Here is a 2117-nt window from a genome sequence, read left to right as displayed (position 1 = left end):
GCCCCGCTGTACCGACCCGACCGACCGCCCGCCCCCCCGGCCGGGCGCGCGGCCGGATCACAGGAGACCAAGCCTCATGAACGACGACGACAACCAGCCGGTCATCCCCCGCCACTTCATCCCCGGCCCCCGCCGCTCCCCCGAGAACCCGACCCCGACCATCCCCGCCCAGTCCGACCCCCGAGACTTCTGACCCATGAGCGGATTCTGGGACGACCCCGACGAGCAGGACGACGACGAGCTGCGGACGGACATCGCGGACCCGGCCACCGGCCGCGTCCGGCTGTGCGCCCGCCGGTGCGACACGTGCATCTTCCGGCCGGGCAACCTCATGCACCTCCAGCAGGGGCGCGTGAAGCAGATGGTCGAGACGTGCGTGAAGAACGAGGCGCACGTCACCTGTCACGACACTCTGGTCCACAACGACAGGGGCCTGCCCGGCGCGATGTGCCGTGGCTGGGAGCAGCACCCCCAGTCCGGAGCCAGCATCGCCGTCCGGTGGATGAGCGCGACCGGCCTGGTCACGCTCGTGGACCCCGAGAACGGCGAGCTGACCGACGCCGACTATCGCGCACTCCCCCCGCTGGAGGACTGACCCACCCGACCGGGTAACACAAGATTTGCGCCCGCCTATTTGGTGCGCTAGTTTGATCACACACGGCAAGACGGGAGACCATCCGAATGACCGAACCGATCCTCCGCATCCGCACCCGCGAGGAGCTGATCGCCCTGGCCCGCGACCTGGCGGCAGGCGACTGGCACGAGCCCGACGAGCAGGAGATCACCGCCACCGTCCACGGCGTCCACTTCGACACGGCCGGGTTCTGGCCCCTGGGCGACGTCACCATGGTCGACGGGGACACCGGCGTCATGGCGGGCATCCCCGACCCCCGGCCCACCCCCGGGCACGCGGAGATCTACGTGACGCTGCACCACGCCGGGAAGCCCGTGGCCCACGTCAACCTCGGCTCCCTGTTCCTCTGGGCCACCAGCCTGTGCGGGCACGTCTCCCCGGACGCCTGCCGCCGGGACCCGGACTCCGGCGGCCAGGCCGATGGCTGAGCGCCTGGTGCTCGGCGACGGGCAGGTCCTGCGGGGCGTGTTCCGCCAGAACGACCACGGACCCCAGAGCGGCTACCCCGACGGCATCGAGGAGTTCCCCTCCGTCGAGGCCGCCGAGGACGCCCTGAACGAGCGCGCCCGCAGCCGCGCGGGCGACGTGTACTACGTCGGCCAGCCCGTCCAGCGCAGCGAGTGGCCCGACGGCGACCGCACCTGCTACCTGGACGTCTGGATCCACGAGCCCCGAGAGGACGAGGACCCAGACGACCCAGACGGGCCGGAGATCTACGACCAGCGCTGGCACCCGCACGGGCGCGGCGTCCGCCGCGAGAACTACTGAGGAGGCACACGTGCTGCTGATCGAGGACCCCCGGTACCAGGGGATCAAGCGGGACGCCGCGCACTACGAGCGCGTCACCGGCGAGCAGGGACTCCTGTACCCCAGCTCGCCGGGCGGCGGCGGCGAGCCCACGCGGTTCGTCTTCGGGCGGCACGTGGCCCTCGGCATGCAGGCCGCGCAGACCTACGCCAAGGGGCTCGCGCTCCTGGCCCGGGAGCAGGAAGAGAAGGAAGCCGCCGCCCGCCGGGCGGCGGAGATCGCAGAAGAGATGAAGGACTGGCAATGACGACCATCAGCAAGAACGAGCTCATCCGCCGCGCCGCCCAGCGCTCCGGCAACACGCAGGACAGCGCGCGCGACGTGATCGAGGCGGCGCTCGCCATCGTCGGCGAGACCGTCGCCCAGGGCGGGAAGGTCCAGCTCCAGAACTTCGGCACGTTCTCCGCCCAGGAGCGCGAGGAGCGCATCATGCGCAGCCCCCACAACGGCGAGGACATCCTGGTCGCGGCCACCCGCCTGCCGAAGTTCAAGGCGCTCAAGGGCCTCAAGGACCTGGTCGCCGGGCGGACCCCGATCAAGACCGGCCAGGACGCGTGACCGGCTCCCGGCGGCGGCGCCGGGGGCGCCGCCGCCGGGGCGGGGGCGAGGCCCGGGGGGAGGGCGTCGGCCTGGCCCTGGGCGGACTGCGGGGGAGGGGGCGGCCATGGCTGGACTA

The 2117-nt window shown here is 72.2% G+C and carries 5 protein-coding genes; all 5 read left to right on the top strand.

Going from position 1 to position 2117, the window contains the following annotated elements; translation table 11 throughout:
* Positions 1 to 196: 196 nt before the first annotated feature.
* Positions 197 to 595, top strand: coding sequence for a hypothetical protein (locus AB0M39_RS41895; protein ID WP_365374421.1), 399 nt, complete (start codon positions 197 to 199; stop codon positions 593 to 595).
* An 86-nt stretch (positions 596 to 681) separates the two neighbouring features.
* Positions 682 to 1062, top strand: a complete 381-nt coding sequence (locus AB0M39_RS41890) for a hypothetical protein (RefSeq protein WP_365374418.1) — start codon at positions 682 to 684, stop codon at positions 1060 to 1062.
* Entirely contained in the window at positions 1055 to 1402 is a 348-nt protein-coding gene (locus AB0M39_RS41885; protein WP_365374415.1) for a hypothetical protein, read from the top strand. The genes AB0M39_RS41890 and AB0M39_RS41885 overlap by 8 nt, the downstream gene beginning before the upstream one ends.
* 10 nt (positions 1403 to 1412) lie before the next feature.
* On the top strand, positions 1413 to 1688 hold the full coding sequence (locus AB0M39_RS41880; protein WP_365374412.1) for a hypothetical protein: 276 nt from the start codon (positions 1413 to 1415) through the stop codon (positions 1686 to 1688).
* Positions 1685 to 1999, top strand: a complete 315-nt coding sequence (locus AB0M39_RS41875) for an HU family DNA-binding protein (RefSeq protein ID WP_365374409.1) — start codon at positions 1685 to 1687, stop codon at positions 1997 to 1999. Before AB0M39_RS41880 ends, AB0M39_RS41875 begins: the two co-directional genes overlap by 4 nt.
* The last annotated feature ends 118 nt before the right edge of the window (positions 2000 to 2117 follow it).

It is taken from the genome of Streptomyces sp. NPDC051907, from assembly GCF_040681075.1.
Lineage (GTDB): Bacteria > Actinomycetota > Actinomycetes > Streptomycetales > Streptomycetaceae > Streptomyces.
The sequence above is the reverse complement of the archived record's forward strand: the minus strand, read 5'-3'. Positions and strand labels throughout refer to the sequence as shown.